Below are 21,146 nucleotides of genomic sequence, written 5' to 3'. Positions count from 1 at the left end.
GGAAGAAGGCCTGCGCTTCGCCATCCGTGAAGGCGGTCGTACCGTCGGCGCCGGCGTCGTGGCAAAGATCATCGCCTAATAAGGTTATAGGGGTATAGCTCAATTGGCAGAGCGTTGGTCTCCAAAACCAAAGGTTGTAGGTTCGATTCCTACTGCCCCTGCCACTTGAATGTGGCCCCCAACAAGCCCGCCAGACCCTGGCGGGCTTCGGCGTCTTGGGCGACGCCGCGAATCGGAGCAGGAAACAATACACATGGCCACTTCCCAGGTTGAAACCGTCAATACCGGTGCTGACAAAGCCAAGCTTGCTGCTGTGGCCGCGCTGGTCATTGCATCGGTCGCTGGCTTTTACTTGCTGAGCAAGCAGGGTGCGATTGCCCAGTGGGCTGCATTGATCGTCGGACTGGTTGCTGCCGCTGCCGTGTTCCTGGTGTCCGAGCCAGGCCGGCAGTTTGTCGCGTTTGCGCGCGAAGCCTGGCGCGAAGTCAAGAAGGTCGTCTGGCCCACCCGCAAGGAAACCTTGCAGATGACGGCCTACGTGTTTGCGTTTGTCGTCATCATGGCGCTTTTCCTGTGGTTCACCGACAAGACCCTCGAATGGCTTCTGTACGACCTCGTTTTGGGCTGGAGGAAGTAACGCCATGACAAGCACCCCTGTGGAAACCACCGGAGCCGAGGCTCTGGCACCCGCCGCGCCATCGAATCCCGATCTGCGCTGGTACATCGTTCATGCCTACTCGGGCATGGAAAAAGCGGTCGAGCGCAACATTGTGGAGCGCATCGGCCGTTCGGGCATGGAGACCAAGTTCGGCCGCATCCTCGTTCCCACCGAAGAAGTCGTGGAAATGAAGAACGGCCAGCGCAAGACCACCGAGCGCCGCCTGTTCCCGGGCTATGTGTTCGTTGAAATGGTCATGGACGACGATACCTGGCACTTGGTGAAGCACACCAACAAGGTCACGGGTTTTGTGGGCGGTGCCAAGAACCGTCCCGCCCCCATCTCGGAAGACGAAGTGCAGAAGATCGTCAGCCAGATGCAGGAAGGCACCGAGAAGCCCCGCCACAAGGTGGAGTTCATGGTGGGCGAGCTGGTGCGCGTCAAGGAAGGCCCGTTCACCGACTTCAATGGCTCGGTGGAAGAAGTCAATTACGAGAAGAGCCGTGTACGGGTGTCCGTCATGATCTTCGGCCGCTCCACCCCGGTGGAGCTCGAATTCGGCCAGGTTGAAAAGACCTGAGCTTCAAGGTTTGGATGCCGCACCTTTCGGCTCGGTGCGGATGAAAGTGTTGTCGAGTCGTTAACCCCGGGGAGCTCAGGCCGCAAGGCCAAGGCGTTATCACCCGCAAGGAGTAAAGCATGGCGAAAAAAATCGTCGGTTTTATCAAGCTGCAAGTTCCAGCTGGTAAGGCCAATCCATCCCCACCGATCGGCCCAGCACTGGGTCAACGTGGTCTCAACATCATGGAGTTCTGCAAGGCATTCAATGCGCAGACCCAAGGCGTTGAGCCAGGCCTGCCATTGCCCGTGGTCATCACGGCTTTCGCAGACAAGAGCTTCACCTTCATCATCAAGACGCCGCCTGCGACGACCCTGATCAAGAAGGCCATCAAGCTCGACAAGGGTTCTGCGAACCCGCTGAAGACCAAGGTCGGCAAGATCACGCGCGAACAGCTCGAAGAGATCGCCAAGACCAAGATGAAGGACATGAACGCCGCCAACGTAGCCGCCGCTGTGCGCACGCTGGCTGGCTCTGCACGCTCGATGGGCGTGACGGTGGAGGGTTTGTAATATGGCCAAGCTGACCAAGAAGCAAAAAGCCCTGCAAGGCAAAGTCGACAGCAACAAGCTGTACGCATTCGCCGATGCAGTCGTGATCGTGAAGGAAGCCGCTACGGCCAAGTTCGACGAATCCATCGATGTGGCCGTTCAGCTTGGCATCGATGCCAAGAAGTCCGACCAGGTGGTTCGCGGCGCCGTGGTGCTGCCCAACGGTACCGGCAAGACGACCCGCGTGGCTGTGTTCGCCCAGGGCGCCAAGGCTGAAGAAGCCAAGGCTGCTGGTGCCGACATCGTCGGTATGGACGACCTGGCCGCCATGGTCAAGGCCGGCGACATGCCCTTCGACGTGGTGATCGCTGCCCCTGATGCCATGCGCGTCGTGGGTACGCTGGGCCAGATCCTGGGCCCACGTGGCCTGATGCCCAACCCCAAGGTGGGCACCGTGACGCCTGACGTCGCTACGGCTGTGAAGAACGCCAAGGCAGGTCAAGTGCAGTTCCGCGTCGACAAGGCCGGTATCGTGCACAGCACGATCGGCCGCCGCTCGTTCGACAACGACAAGCTGCAAGGCAACCTGGCTGCACTGATCGAAGCCCTGACCAAGGCCAAGCCTGCAACCAGCAAGGGTGTGTACCTGCGCAAGGTGGCAGTGTCTTCCACGATGGGCCTGGGTGTCCGCGTGGATACGCAGACCATCGCAGCGTAATTGCAAGAAATCTTCGGACCCGCCTTCACGGGCAGGCCCGATGTGGTGGGCTGAGGCTGCTTCGGTAGCCACAGGCCATCCAAGACCGTTGGTGCGCGATCCCGTCGCGCTTAAAGACACAGAGACGCCAACGCAGATGGCGATCCCGCTGCAGATGGAAAACTTTCCTGAACAGTTGGTCGCTGCAACAAGAGCGTGCACGAGGCAACCGCCGAGTGCGCATTTTAAGGAGTAGACCTTGAGTCTTAATCGCAGTGAGAAAGAAGCGGTCATCAGTGAAGTGACCAGCCTCGCCGCTAAAGCTCAAACGCTTGTGATCGCGGAATACCGTGGCATCACGGTCGCCGACATGACCAAACTGCGTGTTGATGCTCGCAGCAAGGGCGTGACCTTGAGTGTTCTGAAGAACACCCTGGCCCGCCGTGCTGTAGCAGGCAGCGCATTTGACGTGGTGGCTGACCAGATGACCGGCCCGCTGATCTACGGCTTCTCCGAAGACGCTGTGGCCGCCGCCAAGGTGGTGGCCGATTTCGCGAAGACCAACGACAAGCTGGTGATTCGCGGTGGCGCTTTCGGTGGCAAAGCCCTGGATGTCAACGGCGTTAAGCAACTGGCCAACATTCCTTCCAAGGAAGTCCTGTTGGCTCAGATTTGTGGCTTGCTTATGTCCCCCATGTCGCGTACGGCCGTTGTGCTGGGCGCGCTGGCGGCCAAAAAAGGCGAAGGCGCTGCCGTACCGGCCGCCGAACCTGTCGCGGCCTGATGGCCCGATGGATAACCAACAAAATTGTTAGGAAATAAAAATGGCATTCGATAAAGACGCATTTTTGACCGCTCTGGACAGCATGACGGTTCTGGAACTCAATGACCTGGTGAAGGCCATTGAAGAGAAGTTTGGCGTGAGCGCAGCTGCCATGGCAGCTCCTGCTGCCGGCGGCGGCGGCGGCGGTGCTGCAGCAGCTGAAGAGCAAACGGAATTCAACGTGGTCCTGCTCGAAGCCGGCGCCAACAAGGTTTCCGTGATCAAGGCTGTGCGCGAAATCACCGGCCTGGGCCTCAAGGAAGCCAAGGACCTGGTGGACGGCGCTCCAAAGAACGTCAAGGAAGCTATTGCCAAGGCCGACGCCGAAGCAGCAGTCAAGAAGCTGGTGGAAGCCGGTGCCAAGGCTGAACTGAAGTAATTCAGTCCCCTTCAAGGGCTGGAGTGCTCCTCGCGGGCCTCCAGCCTTTGGTGCTTTCAGAGCGCACCCGAAAGCCGCACCCATAAAGCGGTTTTCGAGTGTCTTCTGACAACCCCGACAGCAGAAGATACCTTGGTTCGGGTGATGTGCAACGCATCGCCGTCCGCCATGGTTGGTAGTGGCCAACCGCCAAGCCCGCAAGGAGGAGAGCCTTTGCGGGTCAGTCGTCGAAGACCCAGGACTCATGTCTTTGCCCGGAGATCTCATGGCCTATTCCTATACCGAACGCAAGCGAATCCGCAAAAGTTTCGGCAGCCGCGACAGCGTGCTGGAAGTTCCTTATCTGCTGCAGATGCAGAAGGACGCATACACCGCCTTCCTGCAGGCTGATAAAGCACCGCAAAAACGCACCATTGAAGGTCTGCAGGCTGCCTTTGACGCTGCCTTCCCCATCGTCTCGCACAACGGTTTTGTGGAGATGAAGTTCATCGAGTACAACCTGGCCAAGCCGGCTTTCGACGTGCGCGAGTGCCAGACCCGTGGTCTGACCTTCGCCTCGGCCGTGCGCGCCAAGGTGCAGCTCATCATCTATGACCGCGAGTCCTCGACGTCGCAGTCCAAGGTGGTCAAGGAAGTCAAGGAACAAGAGGTCTACATGGGCGAAGTGCCCCTGATGACCGAAAAGGGCTCCTTCATCATCAATGGCACGGAACGCGTGATCGTCTCGCAGCTGCACCGCTCGCCTGGCGTGTTCTTCGAACACGACAAGGGCAAGACGCACAGCTCGGGCAAGCTGCTGTTCTCCGCGCGCATCATCCCCTACCGCGGCTCCTGGCTGGACTTCGAATTCGACCCGAAGGACATCCTGTACTTCCGCGTGGACCGTCGCCGCAAGATGCCGGTCACGATCCTGCTCAAGGCCATCGGCCTGAACCCCGAGTCCATCCTCGCGAACTTCTTCGTGAACGACAACTTCCGCATCATGGACAGCGGTGCGCAGATGGAATTCGTGTCCGAGCGCCTGCGCGGCGAAGTGGCGCGTTTCGACATCACCGACAAGTCGGGCAAGGTCGTGGTCGCCAAGGACAAGCGCGTCACCGCACGCCACACCCGTGAACTGGAACAGTCCGGCACCACGCACATCAGCGTGCCCGAAGACTTCCTGATCGGCCGCGTAGTGGCCCGCAACATCGTCGATACGGACACCGGTGAAATCATCGCCAAGGCCAACGACGAGCTGACCGAAGCGCTGCTCAAGAAGCTGCGCGTGGCCGGCATCCAGGACGTGCAGTGCATCTACACCAATGAACTCGACCAGGGTGCGTACATGTCGCAGACCCTGCGCATCGACGAAACGGTGGACGAGTTCGCTGCCCGCGTGGCCATCTACCGCATGATGCGCCCCGGCGAGCCGCCAACCGAAGACGCCGTGCAGGCCCTGTTCCAGCGCCTGTTCTACAACCCGGACACGTACGACCTGTCGCGCGTGGGCCGCATGAAGTTCAACGCCAAGATCGGCCGCGACGAATCCACCGGCCCCATGGTGCTGTCCAACGAGGACATCCTGGCCGTGGTCAAGATCCTGGTGGACCTGCGCAACGGCAACGGCGAAGTCGATGACATCGATCACCTGGGCAACCGCCGCGTGCGCTGCGTGGGCGAACTGGCCGAAAACCAGTACCGCACCGGCCTGGCACGTATCGAGAAGGCTGTGAAGGAGCGTCTGGGCCAGGCCGAGCAAGAGCCGCTGATGCCCCACGACCTGATCAACAGCAAGCCGATCTCGGCGGCCCTGAAGGAATTCTTCGGTGCCTCGCAGCTGTCGCAGTTCATGGACCAGACCAACCCGCTCGCCGAAATCACGCACAAGCGCCGTGTTTCCGCACTGGGCCCGGGCGGTCTGACCCGCGAACGCGCAGGCTTCGAAGTGCGCGACGTGCACGTGACCCATTACGGCCGAGTCTGCCCTATCGAAACGCCTGAAGGCCCGAACATCGGGCTGATCAATTCGCTGGCCCTGTACGCCCGCCTGAACGAGTACGGTTTCATCGAAACCCCGTACCGCCGCGTGGTGGACGCCAAGGTCACGAACGAGATCGACTACCTGTCGGCCATCGAAGAAGGCAAGTACGTGATCGCGCAGGCCAACGCCCTGCTCGACAAGGACGGCCGCCTGACGGGCGACCTGGTGTCTGCCCGTGAAAAGGGTGAATCCATCCTGTGCGGCGCAGACCGCGTGCAGTACATGGACGTGTCGCCCGCACAGATCGTGTCGGTGGCTGCATCGCTGGTTCCGTTCCTGGAGCACGATGATGCGAACCGCGCGCTGATGGGCGCCAACATGTCGCGCCAGGCCGTGCCTGTGCTGCGCCCCGAGAAGCCGCTGGTGGGCACGGGCATCGAGCGCGTGGCCGCTGTCGACTCCGGCACCGTGGTCACAGCCACCCGTGGCGGTATCGTGGACTACGTGGATGCCACGCGCATCGTGGTGCGCGTGAACGACGTGGAAGCCGTTGCCGGTGAAGTGGGTGTGGACATCTACAACCTCATCAAGTACCAGCGTTCCAACCAGAACACCAACATCCACCAGCGCCCCATCGTCAAGAAGGGCGACATGCTGGTCAAGGGTGACGTGATTGCCGACGGCGCATCGACGGACTTCGGCGAAATCGCCATCGGCCAGAACATGCTGATCGCCTTCATGCCATGGAACGGCTACAACTTCGAAGATTCGATCCTGATCTCCGAACGCGTGGTGTCCGAAGACCGCTACACCTCGATCCACATCGAGGAACTGGTGGTCATGGCCCGCGACACGAAGCTCGGTGCGGAAGAAATCACGCGCGACATTCCGAACCTGTCGGAACAGCAACTGAACCGCCTGGACGAGTCCGGCATCATCTACGTGGGCGCCGAAGTGCAACCCGGCGATACGCTGGTGGGCAAGGTCACGCCCAAGGGCGAGACCACCCTCACGCCCGAAGAGAAGCTCTTGCGCGCCATCTTCGGCGAGAAGGCTTCCGACGTGAAGGACACCTCGCTGCGCGTGGACCAGGGCTCGCAAGGCACCGTGATCGACGTGCAGGTGTTCACCCGCGAAGGCATCCAGCGCGACAAGCGCGCCCAGCAGATCATCGACGATGAACTCAAGCGCTTCCGCCTGGACCTGAACGACCAGCTGCGCATCGTCGAGGCCGACGCCTTCGACCGTATCGAGAAGCTGCTCAATGGCCGCGTGGCCAATGGCGGCCCGCAGAAGCTGGCCAAGGGCACGAAGATCGACAAGGCCTACCTGGCTTCGGTCGAGAAGTTCCACTGGTTCGACATCCGCCCTGCGGAAGACGAAGTCGCCACCCAGCTCGAAAGCATCAAGAACGCCCTGGAGCAGACGCGCCACAGCTTCGACCTGTCTTTCGAGGAAAAGCGCAAGAAGCTCACGCAAGGCGACGAGCTGCCCGCTGGCGTGCTCAAGATGGTCAAGGTCTACCTGGCCGTCAAGCGCCGCCTGCAGCCTGGTGACAAGATGGCCGGCCGCCACGGCAACAAGGGTGTGGTGTCCAAGATCGTTCCGGTCGAAGACATGCCCTACATGGCCGACGGCACCCCTGCCGACATCGTGCTGAACCCGCTGGGCGTGCCTTCGCGGATGAACATCGGGCAGGTGCTCGAAGTCCATCTGGGCTGGGCCGGCAAGGGCATTGGGCAGCGCATCGGCGACATGCTGCAGCAGGAAGCCAAGGCCTCCGAGATGCGTACCTTCCTCGAAGAGGTGTACAACTCCCGCGGCCGCAAGGAAGACCTGTCGCAGCTGACCGACGAAGACGTGCTGGCCATGGCCGGGCATCTGACCGCTGGCGTGCCTTACGCGACCCCGGTGTTCGATGGTGCTTCGGAAGAAGAAATCATGGACATGCTCAAGCTGGCCTACCCCGACGACATCGCCGAGCGCAAGGGCCTGACGCCCACGCGCACGCAGGCTTACCTGCACGATGGCCGCACGGGTGACCGCTTCGAGCGTCCCACCACCATCGGCTACATGCACTACCTGAAGCTGCACCACTTGGTGGACGACAAGATGCATGCCCGTTCCACGGGCCCGTACTCCCTGGTCACGCAGCAGCCGCTGGGCGGCAAGGCCCAGTTCGGTGGCCAGCGTTTCGGGGAAATGGAAGTGTGGGCGCTGGAAGCCTACGGTGCAGCCTACGTCCTGCAGGAAATGCTCACCGTCAAGTCCGACGACGTGGTCGGTCGTACCAAGGTATACGAGTCCATCGTCAAGGGCGAACACGCGATCGAAGCCGGCATGCCGGAATCGTTCAATGTGCTGGTCAAGGAAATCCGCTCGCTGGGCCTTGATATCGAGCTGGAACGCTCCTAAGCGGAAAAGGAAAGAGTCACTATGAAATCGCTACTCGACCTGTTCAAGCAATTCACGCCGGATGAGCACTTCGATGCCATCCGCATCGGCATGGCTTCGCCCGAGAAGATCCGTTCGTGGTCTTTCGGTGAGGTGAAGAAGCCCGAGACCATCAACTACCGCACGTTCAAGCCCGAGCGCGACGGCCTGTTCTGCGCCAAGATCTTCGGTCCCATCAAGGACTACGAATGCCTGTGCGGCAAGTACAAGCGCCTCAAGCACCGTGGCGTGATCTGCGAGAAGTGCGGCGTTGAAGTCACGCAGACCAAGGTGCGCCGCGAGCGCATGGGCCACATCGACCTGGCCGCGCCCTGCGCGCACATCTGGTTCCTGAAGTCGCTGCCATCGCGCCTGGGCCTGGTGCTCGACATGACGCTGCGCGACATCGAACGCGTGCTGTACTTCGAAGCCTACGTGGTGACCGACCCCGGCATGACCCCGCTGAAGAAGTTCAGCATCATGTCCGAGGACGACTACGATGCCAAGCGCAAGGAATACGGCGACGAATTCATCGCCAAGATGGGCGCCGAAGGCATCAAGGACCTGCTGGAATCCATCGACATCGACCTGTCGATCGAACGCCTGCGCGGCGACCTGACCGGCTCGGAAGTCAAGGTCAAGAAGAACGCCAAGCGCCTGAAGGTGCTCGAAGCGTTCAAGAAGTCGGGCATCAAGCCCGAGTGGATGGTGCTTGAAGTGCTGCCTGTGCTGCCACCGGACCTGCGTCCGCTGGTGCCGCTGGACGGCGGCCGCTTCGCCACATCCGACCTGAACGACCTGTACCGCCGCGTCATCAACCGCAACAGCCGCCTGCGCCGCCTGCTGGAGCTGAAGGCCCCTGAAATCATCGCCCGCAACGAAAAGCGGATGCTGCAGGAAGCCGTGGACTCGTTGCTGGACAACGGCCGCCGTGGCAAGGCCATGACGGGCGCCAACAAGCGTGCCCTGAAGTCGCTGGCCGACATGATCAAGGGCAAGTCCGGCCGTTTCCGCCAGAACTTGCTGGGCAAGCGCGTGGACTACTCCGGTCGTTCCGTGATCACCGTGGGCCCAACGCTCAAGCTGCACCAGTGCGGCCTGCCCAAGCTGATGGCCCTGGAGCTGTTCAAGCCCTTCATCTTCTCGCGCCTGGAAGCCATGGGCATCGCGACGACGATCAAGGCCGCCAAGAAGGAAGTCGAATCCGGCACGCCGGTGGTGTGGGACATCCTGGAAGAGGTCATCAAGGAACATCCGGTGATGCTCAACCGTGCACCTACGCTGCACCGCCTGGGCATCCAGGCGTTCGAGCCCATCCTGATCGAGGGCAAGGCCATCCAGCTGCACCCCCTCGTCTGCGCGGCCTTCAACGCCGACTTCGACGGTGACCAGATGGCCGTCCACGTCCCGCTGTCGGTGGAAGCGCAGATGGAAGCCCGCACGCTGATGCTGGCCTCCAACAACGTGCTGTTCCCCGCTTCGGGCGAGCCTTCCATCGTTCCTTCGCAGGACGTGGTGCTGGGCCTGTACTACGCCACCCGTGACCGCATCAACGCCAAGGGCGAAGGCCTGATCTTCGCCGACACCGGTGAAGTGCAGCGCGCGTTCGACGCGGGCGAGGTCGAGCTGGCCACGCGCATCAACGTGCGCCTGACCGAGTGGACCAAGAACAAGGACACCGGCGAGTTCGTGCCCGAGGTCAAGATGGTGGAAACCACCACCGGCCGTGCCCTGCTGTCCGAGATCCTGCCCAAGGGCCTGCCGTTCTCGAACATCAACAAGGCCCTGAAGAAGAAGGAAATCTCCAAGCTCATCAACGTCTCCTTCCGCAAGTGCGGTCTCAAGGAAACGGTGGTGTTTGCCGACAAGCTGCTGCAAAACGGTTTCCGCCTGGCCACGCGCGCCGGCATTTCCATCTGCATCGACGACATGCTGGTGCCGCCCCAGAAGGCCGGCATCATCGAGCGCTCGGAGAAGGAAGTCAAAGAGATCGAACAGCAGTACGTCTCGGGTCTGGTGACCTCTGGCGAGCGCTACAACAAGGTGGTGGACATCTGGGGCAAGGCTGGCGACGAAGTGTCCAAGGTGATGATGGCCCAGCTGTCCAAGCAGAAGGTCATCGACCGCCACGGCAAGGAAGTGGACCAGGAGTCCTTCAACTCCATCTACATGATGGCCGACTCCGGCGCCCGCGGCTCTGCCGCCCAGATCCGCCAGGTGGCCGGCATGCGGGGCCTGATGGCCAAGCCTGACGGCTCGATCATCGAGACGCCCATCACCGCGAACTTCCGCGAAGGCCTGAACGTGCTGGAGTACTTCATCTCCACCCACGGTGCCCGTAAGGGTCTGGCCGACACGGCGCTGAAGACGGCCAACTCCGGCTACCTGACGCGCCGCCTGGTGGACGTGACGCAGGATCTGGTCGTGACCGAAGAGGATTGCGGCACTTCCAATGGTTCGCTGATGCGCGCCATCGTTGAAGGCGGTGAAGTGATCGAATCGCTGCGCGACCGTATCCTGGGCCGTACCGCTGCCGAAGACGTGCTGCACCCCGAGAACCGTTCGGTGCTGGTGCCCGCCGGCGTGATGCTGGAAGAAGACCTCATCGAGGAAATGGAAGCTGCTGGCGTGGACGAGGTGAAGGTGCGCACGGCACTGACCTGCGAAACCCGCTACGGCCTGTGCGCCCGATGCTACGGCCGAGATCTGGGCCGCGGCGGCCTGATCAACCTCGGCGAAGCCGTGGGTGTGATCGCTGCCCAGTCTATCGGTGAACCCGGCACGCAGCTGACCATGCGCACGTTCCACATCGGTGGTGCCGCATCGCGCGCTGCCATCGCTTCGAGCGTGGAAGCCAAGTCCAACGGCGTGATCGGCTTCAACGCCACGATGCGCTACGTGAGCAACACCAAGGGCGAGCTGGTGGTGATTGCACGTTCGGGTGAGATCATCATCCATGACGAGCATGGCCGCGAGCGCGAGCGCCACAAGGTGCCGTACGGCGCCCTGCTGACGGTGAAGGCCGACCAGACCATCAAGGCCGGCACCATCCTGGCCAACTGGGACCCGCTGACCCGCCCGATCATTACCGAGTTCGCCGGCCAGGTGAAGTTCGAGAACGTCGAAGAAGGCCTGACGGTTGCCAAGCAGCTCGACGAAGTGACCGGTCTGTCCACCCTGGTGGTGATCGATCCCAAGCGCCGTGGCGCCGCCAAGGTCGTGCGTCCGCAGGTCAAGCTGATCGATGCGCAGAACAACGAAGTGAAGATCCCTGGCACCGACCACTCGGTGACCATCGGCTTCCAGATCGGTTCGCTCATCCAGGTGCGTGACGGCCAGGACGTGGGCCCCGGCGAAGTGCTGGCGCGTATTCCGGTCGAAGGCCAGAAGACCCGCGACATCACCGGCGGTCTGCCCCGTGTGGCCGAGCTGTTCGAAGCCCGTACCCCGAAGGACAAGGGCACGCTGGCCGAGATGACCGGCACCGTGTCGTTCGGCAAGGAAACCAAGGGCAAGGTCCGCCTGCAGATCACCGATCCCGAAGGCCACGTGTTCGAAGAGCTCGTGCCCAAGGAAAAGAACATCCTGGTGCACGAAGGCCAGGTGGTGAACAAGGGCGAGTCCATCGTCGACGGCCCGGCCGACCCGCAGGACATCCTGCGCCTGCTGGGCATCGAAGAGCTGTCGCGCTACATCGTCGATGAAGTGCAGGACGTGTACCGCTTGCAGGGTGTGAAGATCAACGACAAGCACATCGAGGTGATCGTTCGCCAGATGCTGCGCCGCGTCGTGGTCGAGAACACTGGCGAGTCGAACTACATCGGTGGCGAACAGGTCGAGCGTTCCGAGATCCTGAACACCAACGATGCACTGCAGTCCGAAGGCAAGATCCCTGCGACCTACAGCAACCTGCTGCTGGGTATCACCAAGGCATCGCTGTCCACCGACTCGTTCATCTCGGCGGCTTCCTTCCAGGAAACCACCCGCGTGCTCACCGAGGCTGCCATCATGGGCAAGCGCGACGAGCTGCGTGGCCTGAAGGAAAACGTGATCGTGGGTCGCCTGATCCCTGCCGGCACCGGCATGGCCTACCACCAGGCACGCAAGGCCAAGGACGCCATGGACGACGCCGAGCGCCGCGCCATCGCCGAAGCCGAAGCCGCTGAAATGGCTGCGTCCTCGTCGTCGGACGATGCCACGGAAGTCGAAGGCAGCAGCACCACCACTGCCACGGACGCTTCCGCAGACTAAAAGCCAGGCGGCACCGGACAAGGACCCAGCGATGCAATGCGCGGCGCACGGGGTTCTGGTTCGGCGCAACCCCGGGCCTTGATGCGCTCCCGCCCTGTCTCTGGACAGGTCGGGAGCGTTTTTACTGGAGCGATCAAGCGCTCCGATTTTTCCCTGTTCCCTCTTTCTCGGCCGCGGGCTGCGTTTGCAGCGCACGCCCCAGGCCATGCGTATGTGGTCATCGCCTCTTTTCTGGATTCTTGTCGCCATCATGCTGTTCTGGGCCCTGGGGGCCTACAACCGGCTGACGCGGTTGCGCTCCTCCGTGGTCCAGGCCTTTGGCGCCGTGGACGCCCACCTGGTGCGACTGATTGCGCTGCTGGGCGAGTTCGACGCGGTCCAGGGCCACAGCGCGGGCCCCGGCATGCCCAGCGGCAGCACGGACACCGCGCCGCCGGTTCAGCGCCCGGTGTTCGACCCGGCCAAGATCGCCGCCCTGCGCGGCGCCACCACGCAGATGGGGGCGTCGCTGGCCGTGGCACGCTCGCAGCCCCTGCAGCGCGATGCGCTGGCCGCGCTCACCGCAGCGCGCAGCGTGCTCGATGCCACCTGGCGCACCGTGGTCACCGAGGCCGATGGCCCGGGAGCCAGTGAGGTGCTGGCGCCCTGGTCCATCCGCTGGGAAGAGCACCACGCGCAGATCGATCTGGCCGTGCAGGTGATCAACCATGCCGCCGGGCAGCACGACGCCGCCATCCACCAGTTTCCCGCCCGTGTGCTGGCCTGGATCTTCGGCTTCAAGGCCACCAAGGGGCTGTGATGAACGCGCCCCGGCCCCCTTTCTTTTGACCGCCAGCGCACCTGTGCGCCGGCACCACGAGGCACCCACCATGCATCCAGCCCCCTCCCACCCTGCCGCGCCCGAAGGGCGGCGCCCTGATCGCAACCCCGCGCAAGCCGGTGCCGGCCGCGGAGGCGATGCGCAGCAGGTGGCACTGTGGCAGCAGCTCATCGCCGTGGCCGGTGTGCTCCAGTCCATCCGCGATGGTGTCTCGGGCACGGCCGCGCTGGACGCGGTCAGCACCACGCTGCGCCCCGGCGTCCAGGCCCTGCTGTTCCAGGTGCTGCGCAACCTCGGGCGTGCCGAGGCGCTGCGGCGCCAACTGGCCAAGCGGCCGCCGCCGCCCGATGCGGATGCGCTGCTGTGCACCGCGCTGGCACTGTGCTGGCGTGCCGACGAGGCACCTTACGAGCCTTTCACCCTGGTCAACCAGGCGGTGGAAGCGGCCAAGCGGCACCCGGCCACGCATGCGCAGGCATCCTTCATCAACGCCTGCCTGCGGCGCTTTCTGCGCGAAAGCGATGCGCTGGTAGGGGCTACCGATGCCGATCCCGTGGCCCGCTGGAACCACCCGCTGTGGTGGATCAAGCGCCTGCAGAAGGACCACCCCCAGCAGTGGGAGCAGATCCTGCACGCCAACAACACCCACGCCCCGATGGCGCTGCGCGTGAACCGCCTGCAGGGCAGCCAGGCGCAGTACCAGCAGGAGCTGGCCGCCATGGGCGCCGATGCCGACCCGATTGGCACCGAGGGCCTGGTGCTGCACCGGCCGCTGCCGGTACAGGCGCTGCCCGGTTTTGCGGCTGGCCGGGTGTCGGTACAGGACACCGCCGCCCAGCAAGCCGCCCCGCTGCTGCTGCAGGGCATGGACCGCACGCGCAGCCTGCGTGTGCTGGACGCCTGCGCCGCCCCCGGTGGCAAGACCGCCCACCTGCTGGAGATGGCCGGCGAGGGCGAGCCCTTGCAGGTGACGGCGCTGGAGATCGACGCCACGCGCGCCGAACGCATCCACCAGACCCTCGCCCGCCTGGGCCTGGCGGCACAGGTGCTGGTGGCCGACGCCGCCCAGCCCGAGGCCTGGTGGCCGGCGGCCAATGGCGGGGCGCTGTTCGACGCCATCCTGCTCGATGCGCCATGCACCGCCTCGGGCATCGTGCGCCGCCACCCGGACGTGCGCTGGCTGCGCCGCGAGACGGACATTGCCCAGCTCGCGGCCCTGCAAAAGCGCTTGCTGGCCACCCTGTGGCCCCTGGTCGCCCCCGGTGGGCGGCTGCTGTACTGCACCTGCTCCGTCTTTCGTGCCGAAGGTGATGCGCAGGTACAAACGTTTCTTGCACACAACACCGATGCACATTTGCTCCCCTCGCCCGGGCATTTAATCCCTCGCGCAGCGGACAAGCAGGGGGCTGTCCCGGACAATCGATTCGGTGATCACGACGGATTTTTTTACGCACTGTTGCAAAAATCGACCGACTGAGCGCTTTGCGGCTCGTTGGCTCTGGATTGGCGCGCTTTTGATGCTGATCACCCTGCTGGCCTGGGTGCCGACGGCCCGGGCAGAAGCCAACCGCGGCGAGGTGGCCGAACTGCGCCTGCAGCGCCTGGACGATGGCGTCTACCTGAGCACCAGCCTGGAGTTCGACCTGCCGGAACTGGCCGAGGAGGCCCTGCGCAAGGGCATCCCGATGTTCTTCGTGATGGAGGCGCAGGTCATGCGCGACCGCTGGTACTGGTCCGACCGCCAGGTGGCCGAGGCCACGCGCTACCTGCGGCTGAGCTACCAGCCCCTGACCCGGCGCTGGCGCCTGAGCACCTCGACCGCCCCCTTCACCAACACCGGCCTGGGCGTGGCGCTGGGGCAGAATTTCGATGACCTGGACGATGCCCTGTCGGCTATGCAGCGGGTTTCGCGCTGGAAGATTGCAGAAAGCTCTGCAATCGATGCAGATACCGGCCATACGATACAGTTCAAGTTCAGGCTTGATATGTCACAGCTGCCCCGGCCGTTCCAGATCGGCGCCGTGGGCCGGACCGGCTGGAACCTGCTTGTCTCGCGCTCCGGCCGCCTCGCGCTGCAGGAGGGCGCCAAGTGACACCGGACCCCAGGCCGCCTGCGTCGGCCTCGGCCCATCTGGCGGCGCGCCAGTCCCGCGCCGTGCGCTGGGCCGTGGGGGTGGGGGCGGCCATCATGTCCGCCATCGGGCTGGTGCTGCTCTTTTTGCTGACCCTGGCCACCAACAACCGCGCCCTGTACGAGCGCAACTACGCCTGGCTGTTTGGCGTGAACGTGCTGGTGGCCTTGTTGCTGCTCGCGGTGCTGGGCTGGGTGGCCGTGCGCCTGTGGCTGCGGCTGCGCCGGGGTCGCTTCGGCAGCCGATTGCTGGTGAAGCTGGCAGCCATCTTTGCGCTGGTCGGCCTGGTGCCTGGCCTCTTGATCTATGTGGTGTCCTACCAGTTCGTCACCCGCTCCATTGAAAGCTGGTTTGACGTGAAGGTGGAGGGGGCGCTGTCCGCCGGGGTGAACCTGGCGCGTGTCTCGCTCGATGCCCTGGCCACCGACATGGCCTCCAAGACGCGCACGGCCAGTGCCCAGGTGGCGCAGGTCCCCGACGCCTCGGCCGGCGTGGTACTGGAGCGCATCCGCGACCAATTGGGCGCCACCGACGTCATCCTCTGGAACAGCGCCGGCCAGGCCGTTGCCAGCGCCGGCCAGTCCCGCTTCAGCCTGAACCCCGAGCGCCCCGGTGTGCCGCTGCTGCGCACGGTGCGTCAGCAGCGTGCCCTCACGCAGATCGAGGGGCTGGACGACATCGCCGACCCGGCCGCCGTGCAGAACGCGCGCGTGAAGATCATTGCCCTGGTCAGCAGCCCCACGGTGGGCCTGCTGGCCGAGCCGCGCTACCTGCAGGCCACGCTGATGCTGCCGCCGGCCCTGGTGGAGAACGCCATCGCCGTGCAGGAGGCCAACCGCGAGTACCAGGAGCGGGCCCTGGCGCGCGGCGGCCTGCGGCGCATGTACGTGGGCACGCTCACGCTGAGCCTGTTCCTGGCCGTCTTCGGTGCCGTGCTGCTGGCTGTGCTCCTTGGCAACCAACTGGTGCGGCCGTTGCTGGTGCTGGCCGAAGGGGTGCGCGAGGTGGCCGCCGGCAACCTGAGCCCCAAGGCCGCCCTGCAAGGCAGGGACGAACTGGGCGGGCTGACCCGCTCGTTCGCGCTCATGACCCAGCAACTGGCCGACGCCCGGGGCGCGGTGGAGCAGAGCATGAGCGAGGTGGATGCTGCGCGGGCCAACCTGCAGACCATCCTGGACAACCTGACCGCCGGGGTGATGGTGCTCGATGGCGCGGGCGCCATCCGCTCGTCCAACCCCGGCGCCACACGCATCCTGCGCGCGCCCATGGCCGCCTTCGAAGGGCGGGCGCTGGCCGAGGTGCCTGGCCTGGCCGACTTTGCCGCCGCCGTGCAGAAGCAGTTCGCCGCCTTTCTGGGCGAGCGCGACCACCACGGCCTGGACCACTGGCAGCACCCGTTCGAGCTGCACGCCTCGCTCGCGGGGGTCGGCCAGCATGCGACGAGCATCATCGCGCGGGGGGCAGAACTGCCCGATTCGACCCGACTGTTGGTTTTTGACGACATTTCTGAAATCGTTTCTGCACAGCGCGCGCAGGCCTGGGGAGAGGTTGCGCGGCGCCTTGCGCACGAGATCAAGAACCCCCTGACGCCCATCCAGCTGTCGGCCGAACGGCTGGAGATGAAGCTCACCGGCAAGGTGGCTGCGAGCGAGCAGGCCGTGCTCGCCAAGTCGGTCAAGACCATCGTCGAACAGGTCGATGCCATGAAGCGCCTGGTCAACGAATTCCGCGACTACGCGCGCCTGCCGGCGGCCGAACTGCATGCCCTGGACATCAATGCGCTGGTGACCGATGTGCTGCACCTCTATGGGGAGGAAAACGCCACCGTCCCTGTGAAAGCCGAGCTCGATCCGTCCTGTCCGAGCATCGCCGGAGACGCCCAGCAACTGCGCCAGGTGGTGCACAACCTGCTGCAGAACGCGCAGGATGCGACGGAGCAGGCACGTGCCGCCGGGGCCGAAAACCTGCCCGCCGTGCGCATCGCCACGCGCTGGAGCGAGTCCTCGCGGCGCGTGCGGTTGACTGTTTCGGACAGCGGCAGCGGCTTTCCCGCACACATCCTGCAGCGCGCTTTCGAGCCCTATGTCACCACCAAACCGCGGGGCACGGGGCTCGGTCTTGCCGTGGTCAAAAAGATCGCCGATGAGCACGGCGCACGCATCGACCTGTCCAACCGGATGGAAGATGGCGTGGTGCGGGGCGCCCAAGTGTCGTTATCATTCGCCACTGAACCAGCGGTGGCGGCATAACAACGCCCCCGCAGTACCTCCCAAGGCGCTTCAACACACATGGCAAACATTCTGGTGGTCGACGATGAGCTCGGCATTCGCGACCTGCTGTCGGAAATCCTGAACGACGAAGGCCACAGCGTGGACCTCGCGGAAAACGCGACCCAGGCCCGTGCGGCCCGTGCCGGCAGCAACTACGACCTGGTGCTGCTGGATATCTGGATGCCCGATACCGACGGCGTATCGCTGCTCAAGGAATGGGCCACCGGCGGCGTGCTGACCATGCCCGTCATCATGATGAGTGGCCACGCCACCATCGACACGGCGGTCGAGGCCACCCGCATCGGCGCCTTCTCGTTCCTTGAAAAGCCCATCACCCTGCAAAAGCTGCTCAAGGCCGTGGAGCAGGGCCTGGCGCGCAACGCAGCCCACCATGCGGCCCCCGTGGCGGCCGTGCAGGCCCCGGCGGCGGCACCGGCCGATGCGACCTTCACCCAGGTGCCCGTGATCACGGCCCTGTCCGGCGTGGAGACCGGCCCGCATTCGCACCAGGGCTTCGATCTGGACCGCCCGCTGCGCGAAGCGCGCGACGGTTTCGAAAAAGCCTACTTCGAGTTCCACCTCGCCCGCGAAGGCGGCTCGATGACCCGCGTGGCCGAAAAGACCGGCCTGGAGCGCACCCACCTGTACCGCAAGCTGCGCCAATTGGGTGTGGACCTGGGCCGCGGCAAGCGTGCTTGAAAAAAATTTGCCTCCAATTTTTTCAGGGCCAATTTTCTGGTTATAATTTGAGGCTCAGGCCCGGTAGCTCAGTCGGTAGAGCAGAGGATTGAAAATCCTTGTGTCGGTGGTTCGATTCCGCCCCAGGCCACCAAATATGCATGCGCCCCAGCGCCCTAACGGGTTCTGGGGCGTTTTGCTTTGACGCGCCGGTCCTCTTTGCAGAGCGGGTTGGGGCAGCGCCATCATCTGGGCCCTCAGGGTCCGGCGTGATGCAAATTGATAGCGCCTGTCATGGCGGCATGGGGTCAGCGGCCAGTCACGCCACCTTGACGGCGACGCCGGCCCCTTCAGTGGCCGTTGATCTCGTCAACCGCGTCCCCCGCCGCCGTTGCCTCCATTGCCACCACTGCGCAATCCCTGAGCCACTTCTCTTGTGCCTGCGCCGGCACCCTAAGGTTGCCATGGGCCGATGGCATCTGCATCGCGACCCCAAGGACTGCCGTTGCCCAGAGTGCGCGGTGGGCCGCCGTTGGGCAGGGCGGGGGGAGCCGCATCGAACCGGGCACAAAAAATTTTCCCATGAAGTGGTTGACTGCAAAGTAAAGACTATTTACAGTCTGATTCATCGCGGTTTCGACCGCCCCCGATTTCCGCCGATTGACTTATTCACCAGGATTGAACGTGAACGCAGCAGCCACCCCCATCAGCAACCGACCCGCACCGGGCCGGGCGCTCGTGCGCGTCGCCTTGTGTTCTGCCCTGCGCAAGCTGCCGTGCCTGGCTGCGCATTTGTGTGCGCATGACCATCGGGATCCGTGGCTACCGGGTGGAGGGGGCGCATAGGCGCGCACCTCCCAAGCTCTCTTCGCAGAGGCCCGGACACCGCAAGGTTCCGGGCCTCTTTTGTTTTCGCAACCGGGCGGCAAGCCGCTCCCATCCACTCCGCAGTGATCGTGCTGCGGCGCACCGTTCATTAAAAATTTGCCGTGGGGCCCTGCTGAACACTGGAATCGGCACTGCGACCCCACTGTGTGGACCCCGGGATCTGGCCCGACGGTCCGCTCCATTTCGGGTGTGTCTTCACCACACCGCCAGCAAGCAACCGCGTGGACGGCCTGGCGGGATGTGCAGGGGTTCCCCCTGTGCAGCGATGTCGACGGGGCGCGCGTCGGCCGTGCGTTGCCCATCGCGTGAGGGCACAACCGAAATGGAGGCTTTCTCTTTTTATCAAGCCCCGGTGACGGAACCGGCATACGTGCTTGCCTTAGAAGCAAGATTCTGGGAGTTCGAATCTCCCCTGGGGCACCAATTGATTGTTCCGCTAACTCAGTGGCCAGAGTGCCTCCCTGTCGGGGGCCAGTTCACCCTGATTTAGGGGATCGCGTTGCCCGGCCTGGGGCTGGATGCAAGGCGCCCGCGCGCAGCAAGGCGTCTGCCTTGCAAGCGCGGGCAACGCCGCAGACGGCCCCAGGCCGGGCAACCCCAAGGGCCTTCGCGACCCCGAAATCAGGGCGAACTGGCCCCAGGAAGCCAGGGCTTCGACTCCCCTGCGGAGCGCCATTTTTCCCGCGTTAGCTCAATGGATCAGAGCACCTGCCTACGAAGCAGGGGGTTGCAGTTTCGAGTCGTGCACGTGGGGCCATTTGTCAGAGCCTGTTGACGGTCCTTTCGCGGCTCTGAAGGGATTACAAACAGCCTCTCCAGGGTGCGGTAGCAAAGCGACCATGCAGCGGATTGCAAATCCGCAGACACCGGTTTGAATCCGGTCCGCACCTCCATCTCCCATTTTTATTTTCGTGGTGCGCGTAGCTCAATGGCAGAGCTGCGGGTTGTGATCCCGCCGACGACGGTTCGATTCCGTTCGTGCACCCCATTCATTCCCCTTGCCTCTCTCCATGGCGCAATCGGCAGACGCACCAGCTTCAAACCCTGGCGCCTTCGGGCATGTCCGTTCGAATCGGACTGGAGAGACCAGCGCCAGCATGCACCTGCGAGACACCCTGCCGCAAGTCCGGTGAAAGCCGCGCGCCCGGGCAGTGTCCCTCGACCCTGGTCTAACATGGTTCCGTTCGCCAGCTCCCCGGTGAACGATGGCTTCCATGCCGCGCAATGGGGTGGGCTTCCACCCCTGCGCCAGCCAGCCCCTGGGCACCGCACGCGCACGACACCCGTTGCGCGCAAGGCAGTCGCCGCCCGGCCGCCCGCCACCATGTCCCCTTGCCATCAGTCGCGATGCCGACCGGCATCGGGGTGCTCTTTTCGCCCGATCGCAAAGGACACCATGTCTGTCTCTGACCCCTCCACCCTGGCCTTGTCCCACCCGCTGTTGTCGCCAGCGCAGCGCCATGCCATGGACCTGCTGCTCAGACGGCAATCGCCGTGGCCACTGGTCGAGCCGGCGCCCGATGCCGCTGCACTGGACCTGGTCTTCGCTGCCGCCATGCGCGCGCCCGACCATGGGCAACTGCGGCCCTGGCGTTTCGTCGTCGTGCGCGGCGACGCGCGGGCTGCGCTGGGCCAGGTATTCGCGCGGGCGGCCCGGGCGCGCGACCCCTATGACGATGGCGAGCGTTTTCGCGGCAAGGCCATGGCGGCGCCGATGCTCGTGGCCCTGGTCGCCCATGTGAAGGTGCCGCACAAGGTGCCGGAGAGTGAGCAGGTGCTGGCCACCGGTGCTGCGGTGATGAACATGCTCAACGCGCTGCACATCCTGGGTTTTGGGGGCTTCTGGGCCACGGGCGCGAATTCGCACGACGAGCGCGTGAAGGCGGCACTCGGCCTGGGTGCCAGCGACCGCCTGCTGGGATTTCTGTACATGGGTACCCCCAAGGACCAACTGCCGCCGCCTGATCGCGTGGATGCGGGCGACTTCGTGCGCGAATGGACACCACCGGGCCTGGGATCCGTGGAATAAGCCGGAACCTGCGTG

14 protein-coding genes, 7 tRNA genes and 1 pseudogene are annotated in these 21,146 nt (G+C 64.0%); all 22 read left to right on the top strand.

Annotated elements, in window-relative coordinates:
• Nucleotides 1–79: pseudogene (locus ASE28_RS32925) on the top strand (elongation factor Tu); the annotation flags it as partial.
• A 9-nt stretch (nucleotides 80–88) separates the two neighbouring features.
• Nucleotides 89–164, top strand: a tRNA-Trp gene (locus ASE28_RS10800).
• Nucleotides 165–253: 89 nt separating this feature from the next.
• A complete protein-coding gene (gene secE / locus ASE28_RS10795) occupies nucleotides 254–637 on the top strand; it encodes a preprotein translocase subunit SecE (protein WP_057199789.1) in 384 nt (127 codons plus the stop codon).
• Between the two features lie 4 nt (nucleotides 638–641).
• Nucleotides 642–1,238 (top strand): transcription termination/antitermination protein NusG, encoded by a 597-nt coding sequence (gene nusG, locus ASE28_RS10790; protein WP_057199790.1) that lies wholly within the window; start codon nucleotides 642–644, stop codon nucleotides 1,236–1,238.
• 119 nt (nucleotides 1,239–1,357) lie between these two features.
• A complete protein-coding gene (rplK, locus tag ASE28_RS10785; RefSeq protein WP_057199791.1) occupies nucleotides 1,358–1,789 on the top strand; it encodes a 50S ribosomal protein L11 in 432 nt (143 codons plus the stop codon).
• Nucleotide 1,790: 1 nt separating this feature from the next.
• Nucleotides 1,791–2,486 carry a 50S ribosomal protein L1 gene (gene rplA, locus ASE28_RS10780; RefSeq protein ID WP_057199792.1) on the top strand — a complete coding sequence of 232 codons (696 nt, stop codon included), beginning with the start codon at nucleotides 1,791–1,793 and terminating at the stop codon, nucleotides 2,484–2,486.
• A gap of 238 nt (nucleotides 2,487–2,724) precedes the next feature.
• Entirely contained in the window at nucleotides 2,725–3,249 is a 525-nt protein-coding gene (gene rplJ / locus ASE28_RS10775; protein WP_057199793.1) for a 50S ribosomal protein L10, read from the top strand.
• A gap of 40 nt (nucleotides 3,250–3,289) precedes the next feature.
• Nucleotides 3,290–3,667, top strand: a complete 378-nt coding sequence (gene rplL, locus ASE28_RS10770; RefSeq protein ID WP_057199794.1) for a 50S ribosomal protein L7/L12 — start codon at nucleotides 3,290–3,292, stop codon at nucleotides 3,665–3,667.
• Between the two features lie 265 nt (nucleotides 3,668–3,932).
• Nucleotides 3,933–8,045 carry a DNA-directed RNA polymerase subunit beta gene (rpoB, locus tag ASE28_RS10765; RefSeq protein ID WP_057199795.1) on the top strand — a complete coding sequence of 1,371 codons (4,113 nt, stop codon included), beginning with the start codon at nucleotides 3,933–3,935 and terminating at the stop codon, nucleotides 8,043–8,045.
• Nucleotides 8,046–8,066: 21 nt separating this feature from the next.
• On the top strand, nucleotides 8,067–12,314 hold the full coding sequence (gene rpoC / locus ASE28_RS10760) for a DNA-directed RNA polymerase subunit beta' (RefSeq protein WP_057199796.1): 4,248 nt from the start codon (nucleotides 8,067–8,069) through the stop codon (nucleotides 12,312–12,314).
• A gap of 211 nt (nucleotides 12,315–12,525) precedes the next feature.
• Nucleotides 12,526–13,113 carry a hypothetical protein gene (locus ASE28_RS10755; RefSeq protein ID WP_057266556.1) on the top strand — a complete coding sequence of 196 codons (588 nt, stop codon included), beginning with the start codon at nucleotides 12,526–12,528 and terminating at the stop codon, nucleotides 13,111–13,113.
• 70 nt (nucleotides 13,114–13,183) lie between these two features.
• Nucleotides 13,184–14,611 carry a 16S rRNA (cytosine(967)-C(5))-methyltransferase RsmB gene (gene rsmB, locus ASE28_RS10750; RefSeq protein WP_235516088.1) on the top strand — a complete coding sequence of 476 codons (1,428 nt, stop codon included), beginning with the start codon at nucleotides 13,184–13,186 and terminating at the stop codon, nucleotides 14,609–14,611.
• Nucleotides 14,612–14,651: 40 nt separating this feature from the next.
• The gene (locus ASE28_RS10745; protein WP_057266555.1) at nucleotides 14,652–15,227 is read left to right on the top strand and encodes a DUF4390 domain-containing protein; all 576 of its coding nucleotides are present in this window, start codon (nucleotides 14,652–14,654) and stop codon (nucleotides 15,225–15,227) included.
• Nucleotides 15,224–17,515, top strand: a complete 2,292-nt coding sequence (locus ASE28_RS10740) for an ATP-binding protein (protein ID WP_057199799.1) — start codon at nucleotides 15,224–15,226, stop codon at nucleotides 17,513–17,515. The genes ASE28_RS10745 and ASE28_RS10740 overlap by 4 nt, the downstream gene beginning before the upstream one ends.
• A 39-nt stretch (nucleotides 17,516–17,554) precedes the next feature.
• Nucleotides 17,555–18,235, top strand: a complete 681-nt coding sequence (locus tag ASE28_RS10735) for a response regulator (protein ID WP_057199800.1) — start codon at nucleotides 17,555–17,557, stop codon at nucleotides 18,233–18,235.
• Between the two features lie 57 nt (nucleotides 18,236–18,292).
• A tRNA-Phe gene (locus ASE28_RS10730) sits at nucleotides 18,293–18,368 on the top strand.
• A 1,080-nt stretch (nucleotides 18,369–19,448) separates the two neighbouring features.
• Nucleotides 19,449–19,525: transfer RNA gene (locus ASE28_RS10720), tRNA-Leu, on the top strand.
• A 257-nt stretch (nucleotides 19,526–19,782) separates the two neighbouring features.
• Nucleotides 19,783–19,859, top strand: a tRNA-Arg gene (locus tag ASE28_RS10715).
• A gap of 62 nt (nucleotides 19,860–19,921) precedes the next feature.
• Nucleotides 19,922–19,995, top strand: a tRNA-Cys gene (locus ASE28_RS10710).
• A gap of 21 nt (nucleotides 19,996–20,016) precedes the next feature.
• Nucleotides 20,017–20,090 (top strand) — tRNA-His (locus tag ASE28_RS10705).
• A gap of 16 nt (nucleotides 20,091–20,106) precedes the next feature.
• A tRNA-Leu gene (locus ASE28_RS10700) sits at nucleotides 20,107–20,191 on the top strand.
• Between the two features lie 307 nt (nucleotides 20,192–20,498).
• Nucleotides 20,499–21,131, top strand: coding sequence for a nitroreductase (locus tag ASE28_RS10695; protein ID WP_057199801.1), 633 nt, complete (start codon nucleotides 20,499–20,501; stop codon nucleotides 21,129–21,131).
• Nucleotides 21,132–21,146 lie beyond the last annotated feature (15 nt).

Origin of the sequence: Acidovorax sp. Root219, from assembly GCF_001428665.1 — a bacterium.
GTDB lineage: Bacteria > Pseudomonadota > Gammaproteobacteria > Burkholderiales > Burkholderiaceae_C > Acidovorax.
Note: the sequence above shows the minus strand (reverse complement) of the source record. Positions and strands in the feature narration are given on the sequence as shown.